At 75.6% G+C, this 6,940-nt stretch carries 5 protein-coding genes; 4 read left to right on the forward strand and 1 reads right to left on the reverse strand.

The features are described 5' to 3' along the window. The 4 genes from GUY61_RS32010 to GUY61_RS32025 all read left to right on the forward strand — a co-directional run. Positions 1-4,135 (forward strand): TIGR02680 family protein (locus GUY61_RS32010; RefSeq protein ID WP_166633813.1); only part of this gene is annotated, 4,135 nt, incomplete at its 5' end. Beyond that, positions 4,125-5,420 carry a TIGR02679 family protein gene (locus GUY61_RS32015; RefSeq protein ID WP_166633815.1) on the forward strand — a complete coding sequence of 432 codons (1,296 nt, stop codon included), beginning with the start codon at positions 4,125-4,127 and terminating at the stop codon, positions 5,418-5,420. The genes GUY61_RS32010 and GUY61_RS32015, both read left to right, overlap by 11 nt. Before the next feature lie 66 nt (positions 5,421-5,486). Next, positions 5,487-5,720: a hypothetical protein gene (locus tag GUY61_RS32020; protein WP_166633817.1), complete on the forward strand. Its 234-nt coding sequence runs from the start codon at positions 5,487-5,489 to the stop codon at positions 5,718-5,720. A 9-nt stretch (positions 5,721-5,729) separates the two neighbouring features. Beyond that, positions 5,730-6,206, forward strand: a complete 477-nt coding sequence (locus tag GUY61_RS32025; RefSeq protein ID WP_166633819.1) for a hypothetical protein — start codon at positions 5,730-5,732, stop codon at positions 6,204-6,206. Here the strand turns inward: GUY61_RS32025 and GUY61_RS32030 are convergent. Beyond that, the coding region (locus GUY61_RS32030; protein WP_166633821.1) for an NAD(P)-dependent alcohol dehydrogenase at positions 6,196-6,940 on the reverse strand (745 nt) is incomplete at its 5' end. The genes GUY61_RS32025 and GUY61_RS32030 overlap by 11 nt on opposite strands.

The following is a 6,940-nucleotide window of genomic DNA, read 5'->3' on the forward strand; positions in this document are numbered from 1 at the left end:
GGCCGCCCGCTACGTCCCCACTCGCGCCGGGATCGTCAACCTGTGGGACTACCGGGACGAGGAGTTCTCCTTCGCCGGCGGCTGGCTGGTGCTGCGCGGGCCCAACGGCTCCGGCAAGACCAAGGCCCTCGAAGTGCTCTTCCCGTTCGTCCTCGACGGCCGCATCGATCCCAAGCGGCTCAACCCGTTCGCGGCCGAGGACCGCACGATGAAGTCCAACCTGCTCTTCCGCGGGCAGGACAGCGCGCTCGGCTACGTCTGGATCGAGTTCACCCACCGCGCCACCGGAGAGGCCGTCACCTGCGGCATCGGCCTGCACGCCCAGCGCCACCGCGACACCCCCGCCCGCTGGCACTTCGTCACCGAAGGCCGCGTCGGCCAGGACTTCTCCCTCCTCACCGGCGACGACCGGCCGATGACGAAGAAGCAGCTCGCCGCCGAGCTCGGCCACGAGCTGATCGCCTCCGCGAGCGACTACCGCGCCGCCGTCGACCGGCGGCTGTTCGGCCTCGGCCGGGAGCGGTACGAGCAACTGCTCACCCTCATCCTCACGCTGCGCCGCCCGCAGCTCGCCAAGAACCTCGATCCGGCCAAGCTCTCCGACACCCTCACCGAGGGCCTGCGCCCGCTGGACGACGACCTCATCGCCGAAGCGGCCCGCTCCTTCGACGACATGGAGTCCGTGCAGCGCACCCTGGAGGGACTGGCCGCCGCCGACGACGCCACCCGGGCCTTCCTCGCCGGCTACTCCACCTACCTGCGGGTCCACGCCCGCGTGGCCGCCGACAGGCTCACCGCCCGCCGCACCGGGACGGCCGCCCGCAGCGCCGCCCTGGACACAGCCGCGGAGGAGCTGGCCGCGGCCCGCGAGCAGCAGGTCGCCGCCGAGACCCGGGCCGAGACCGCCGACGCCGCGCTCACCGCCCTGCGCGCCCGCCTCGACCAGCTCCGCTCCTCCGCCGCGTACCAGGCCGTCGAGCAGCTCGCCGACCTGGAACGCCTGGTGCGCACCTGCGAGCACACCGCCCGGCAGGCCGGCGCCGAACGCGAACGCCGCACCGCCGCCACCGGCCGCGCCCGCGCCGAGGCCGAAGGCGCGGCCCGGCTCGCCGCCGAGCTCGAGGCCGCCGCCTCCCGCGACGCCGCCGCCGTCGCCGACCACGCCCACGCCGCAGGCATCGCGTGGACACCGGCCGACGCCGAGCCGGCCCGGCTCGCCGAGCGGTCCGCCGCGCTCGCCGCCGCCCGCCACGACGGCGTGCGGGCCCTGCGCGCCGCCCAGCAGGACCGGCGCGGCGCCGAGCAGACCCGCGACCTCGCCCGCAGCGCCCTCGACCGCGCCCAGCAGTCCGCCGCCGGGGCCGAAACCGCCGAAGCCGATGCCGAGAGGGCGGTCGGGGCCGCCCGCGCCAAGGTACGCGAGGCGCTCGCGCAATGGACGCAGGCGCATGGCCCGCTCCTCCCCGAGGGCGCCGCCGACCGCCTCGCCGAAGCCCTCGACCGCACCGGCGAAACCGCCACCGGCGAAGGCGAAGGCGCCCCCGGCGAAGGGGAAGCCGCCACCCTCACCGACACCTACACCGAGGCCGTCGCCCCCGCCGTGCAGGAACTGCGCGACGCCCTGGCCTCCCTGCGCGGCCGGCGCACCGACCTCGAACGCCGCCGCGCCGAGACCAGGGCCGAGCGCGACCGCATCGCCGCCGAGCACGACGACGCCCCTCCCGCCGCCCGCGGCCGCACCGCCGACCGCACCCGGGAGGCAGGCGTACCGCTGTGGCAACTCGTGGACTTCGCCGATCACCTGACGGAACAGCAGCGGGCCGGCCTGGAAGCGGCCCTGGAGGCCTCCGGCCTCCTCGACGCCCTCGTCACCGCCGAGGACACCCCCGTGCCGGCCGGGCACAGCGACGGCTACCTGCACGCCCGCACCCCGTCCCCCGGCCTTCGGCCGGGGGTGCCCCCAGGACCCACCCTCGCCGACCTGCTGCGCCCGGAGGAGGGCACGTCGATCCCCGCAGCGCGCGTCACCGCCGTCCTGCGCTCCGTGGCCATCACCCCCGGCACCGGCACCGGCACCGGCACCGGCACCGGCACCGCGCAGATCACCCCGGACGGCCGGTACGTCGCCGGCGTCCTCGTCGGCGCGCACACCAAGGAGCACGCCGAGTACGTCGGTGCCACCGCCCGCGAACGCCGCCGCGCCGCCCGCATCGCGGCCTGCGAGGCCCTGCTCGCCGAGATCGCCGGGCAGATCGACGAGTCGGCGCGCTCCCAGGCCCGTACCGAGACGCGTCTGGAGGCGTACGCCGCCGCCCGCGCCGCGCTGCCCCGCACCACCGGCATCACCGCCGCGCTGCGCGAACTCGACAAGGCCGCGGCGCGGCTGCGCGCCACCCGAGAGGCCGCCGACGCCGCCCAGGCCTCGTACGACGAAGCCGTGGCGGCCTGTTCGGTCGCCGACCGCGCCCTGCGCCGCACCGCCGCCGAGCACGGCATCGCCCCCGACCGCGCCGACGCGGTCGAGACCGCCACCCGCGCCTTCGAGGCGGCGGTACGCGAACTCGCCGCCCGCCGCCGCGAACACGTCCGTCAGTCGGAGGTGGCCGGAGCAGCCGCCGACCGGCTCGGCGCGGCCGCCGAGGACGAGGAGGCCGCCCTGGACGCCGAGCGCGCCGCGCGCCGCCGCCACACCGAGGAGGCCGCGGGGCTCGACGCCCTCCAGCAGTCCGTCGGTGCGGAGGCGCAGGAGGTGATGCGCCGGGTGCGGGAGGCCGAGGACGCCCTCGACGGCGCGGCCCGGGAGGCCGAGACGGCCACCGCCGCCCTGCACTCCGCCATCGCCGCCACCGCCTCCGCCGAGGCCCGCCGCACAGCGGCGGCCGAGGCCCGCTCCGTCGCCGCCGCCGAGGAGAAGGACACCGCCCGGGGCCTCGCCCCGTACGCCGCCCGCGAACTCCTCGACATCCTGCGCTGCCCGCCCGGCCTCGACTGGCCCGCCCAGGAGTCCGACTGGGCGGGCCAGGAGCTGCCGGCCGCCGCGGTCGCCGTGCACGAGGCGATCCTGGCCGCCACCCGCGACCTCGCGCCCACCGAGACCAGCGTCAAGCAGTCCGTCACCCGCCTGACGAAGGCCCTGGACGACCTGCAGGCCCAACTCGCCGCCGCCGGACAGGACTACCGGCCCGAATGGGACGGCTCCGACGGTGTCATCGTCGTCCGCGTCGCCGACGAGGAAGGCCCGCTGCCCGTCGCCTCGTTCGCCGAGAAGATCGCCGAGCACCGCCGCGACCAGGCCGAGCTGCTCAGCGACTCCGAGCAGCGCATCCTCGAGGACGCCCTGCTCACCCGCCTCGCCCAGCAGATCCACGACCGCACGGTCGACGCCCGCGACCTCATCCGGCGCATGAACACCGACATGCGCGAACGCAGGATGTCCTCCGGCACGACGGTCGGCGTGGGCTGGCTGCTCGCCGACGACCTCGACGACGAGCAGCGCGCCGTGTGCGCCCTCCTCGACGCGGACGCCGCCCGGCTCGGCCCCGAAGGGCTGGCCCGGGTCCGCGCCCACTTCGCCTCGCAGATCAAGAACGCCCGGGCCCGCCACCGCGACCTGCCCTACCGGGAACTGCTGGCCCAGGTGCTCGACTACCGCCGCTGGCGGCAGTTCGCCTTCCAGCTCGTACGCCCCGACAGGAGCGAGGAGCGGCTCACCCGCGCCCGGCACAGCCGCCTCTCCGGCGGCGAGCAGTCCGTCTCGCTGCACCTGCCGCTGTTCGCCGCCGCGCACGCCATGCTCAACTCCGCGCACCCGCACGCCCCGCGGCTGCTCGCCCTGGACGAGGCGTTCGCCGGCGTCGACGACACCGGCCGCGGCGAACTGATGTCGCTGGCCGCCCAGTTCGACCTCGACCTGTTCATGACCGGCTACGACCTGTGGGCCGCGCACGCCTTGGTCCCCGCCGCCGCCCACTACGACCTCGCGCACTCGGCGATCGACCACACCGTCTCCGCGCTGCTGCTGCTCTGGGACGGCGGGAAGCTGCTCGCCGACGACGTCGGCGACCTCACCGCGGCCCTCGGCTCACCCGGCACCCGCCGCGTGCCCGGGCCGAAGGAGGCCTCCGTTGCCGACTGAGCAGCACGGCCACGAGCAGCACAACGACGAGGAGCACGGCGACGGGGATCACGGTCTCGGGGAGCTGCGCGGCGAGGGCTGGACCCGGCTGCTGGCCGCCGCCCGCCGCAGGCTGGAACGCACCTCGGGCGCGCTCGACGGCGAGATCGGCCTCACCGCCCCCAGCGAGGCCGAGCGCCGCGCCGTCATCGGCGTCACCGGCCGCTACCGTCCCGAGACCGTGAAACGCCTCGCCGTCCCCCTCACCGCCCTCGACACCTACCTCCACGACCGCTACGGCACCGGCCTGCTCCAGACCCTCGGCCGGCTGAACGGCCCCCTGCGCGACCGGCCCGCCGAACGCGCCGACGAGGACGCCCACCGCGAACGGGTCCTGACCCTGGCCCACTCCAGCCGCCTCGCCACCGAGAGCTGGTTCGCGGCCTGGCTGGACCGCCTCGCCGCCGACGGCACCCTGACCCGCCTGCTGCGCCGCGGGGACGCGCCCCTGATCGGCGCGGCCGTGCGCGTCCTGGAGAAACTCGGGGATCTCCCCGGGGCCCCCTCCCGCGTCCTGCCGCTGCCGGTCCTCGCCGAACGGGCCACCGGCGACACCAAGGCCCTTGTCCCCGGCACCCCGCTCGAACAGCTCGTCCTGCGCGCCCTCGCCCAGCGCACGGGCGACGACGTCCCGCGCGAGAGGGCCGGACGCCGCGCCCTGTGGGAGAGCGCGGGCGCCATCGCCGACGACCTCGCCAGCCAGGTCCTCGTCCTGGGTATCCGCCCCGAGGGCGACACGGTGGTCTGCGACTGGCTGCGCGATGCCGCCGACTTCGGCATCCCGTTCCGGCTCACCCTTCACCAGCTCTCGTCCGACCCCGTCGTCCCCGCCCCCGGCGACATCTTCGTGTGCGAGAACCCGGCCGTCCTGCGCGCCGCAGCCGCCGAACCCGAAGCCGGCAGCGCGGCCCTGGTGTGCACCGAGGGCGTACCGTCCGCCGCCTGCCACCAGCTGCTCGCCGACGCGGTACGCGCCGGAGCCCGGCTGCACTGGCGGGCCGACTTCGACTGGGCGGGCCTGCGCATCACCGCCGCCGCCGTGGAACGCCACGGGGCCCACCCCTGGCGCATGACCACCGCCGACTACCGCCGAGCCCTCGACCAGGGCCAGTCCACGCCGCTCGGCGGCCCGCCCGCGGCCAGCCCCTGGGACCCCGAACTGGCGCGGGCCATGGGGGAGTCGGGCCAGGCCGTCATGGAGGAGCGCCTGCTGCCCGCGCTCCTGGCCGACCTCACCGGCACCTGACCCCGCGGGACCGCATCCCTGCCGGACGCCCCGCCCGGGCTGTTCGCCGGGTACGTCGGTGACCCGGTGCTCGGCGCCTGGGCAGCCGAGTTGCTGCGGGCAGCGGGGAAGACGGTCGAGGAAGAGGCCGTGCCCCTCTCGTCCCGGCGGCTGCGGAGGCTGGACCGGCTGGACGCCCTCGCAGTCCCGGCCTGGCGTGCGTCCTTCGACCCCCGTGAGGCCCCGGAGGACGAGGAGGCACCCTCCGAAGCAGCGCGCGGCAGCCTACCCACCCCTGAACTCGGCTCCATGTACGAGTAGTTCGAACGGATGGCCGCCGATTGGCCGGGCGGCGCGCCCGCGCTGGTGTCGGATCTCGCCCGCGCCGACCCCGCCACCGCCTCGCATGCCCTTCAGCTTCTGTCGGACCACTCGGACCAGGGGATCGCCCGACCCGCTGCCCTGGCATACGAGGAGTGCGAGAAGGCGTACCTGGCACAGCTGCGCCAAGCGCAGGCAGTCGGCCGTGCGGCACAAGGGCGGCGGCCGCAGCTGGGGCAAGAAGCGCCGCTGAACCAGTCCACCGGTCGTGTCCGCAGCGGCGAGGGGCTGCACCATGTGCGGGCGGCACGTACGGAGCTGGGCCTGGACCCACCCGGTGATTCAGACGCCGACTCGTCCGTCCGCTACGTCCCGTACGGCGAGGAGCAGGCCGCTCGACCAGGTCGGCCGGGCGGTGCGGAAGTTCGGAGAGTTCCTCATTCCGGCCCGCTGACCGGGCTGGGGCGGGCAGCCGTCAGATGGTGACGACGAGCTTGCCCCGGGGGTGGCCCTGCCTCAGGTGGCGGATGGCCGCGGGTGCCTCGGCGAGGGGGTAGGTGCGGTCGATGACCGGGGTGATCAGGTCCTTCTCGGTGAGGTCCTTCAGGGTCAGGAGGTCCTCGCGGCGGGTGAGGGAGACGAGGTTGCGGAGGTTCTGGGCGATGAAGGGGGAGAGCAGGACGGCGCGGAGGCCACGGCTCAGACCGCCGAGGAAGCCGCTCCCGCCCTCGCCGCCGACGATGACGAGAGTGCCGCGTGGCATGAGGGCTCGGCGGAGTACGGGCAGCGGCCGAAGTCCCGCGTTGTCGACGATGACGTCATAGCGGTGCGGGCTGTCGGTGATGTCCTCGCGCGTGTAGTCGATGACGTGGGTGGCACCCAGGGACCGGACGAAGTCCGCGCCGGCGGGACCGCAGACGCCGGTGACCTCGGCGCCGTACATCGTGGCGAGCTGGACGGCGTACGTTCCCACGCCACCGGACGCGCCGATGACGAGGACCCGCTGACCGGGCCGGGGGCGGGACTTGCCGCTGAGGGCCTGGAGGGCGGTCATGCCGGAGACGGGGAGGGCGGCAGCCTGCTCGAACGTGAGGTTGGCGGGCTTGAGCACAATCCTGTCGGCCTTGGCGCGCGCATACTCGGCGAAGGCCCCCTCGCAGTTGCCGAACACCTCGTCCCCCGGCTTGAAGCCGGTCACCTTCGCCCCGACCGCCTCGACC

This window comes from Streptomyces sp. GC420 (genome assembly GCF_009916105.1).
In the GTDB taxonomy this organism is placed as follows: Bacteria; Actinomycetota; Actinomycetes; order Streptomycetales; family Streptomycetaceae; genus Streptomyces.

Bases quoted from the DNA above. Each gene is read 5' to 3' on its own strand.
- GUY61_RS32025 (WP_166633819.1), top strand. From the start codon at position 5,730: ATGGCCGCCGATTGGCCGGGCGGCGCGCCCGCGCTGGTGTCGGATCTC.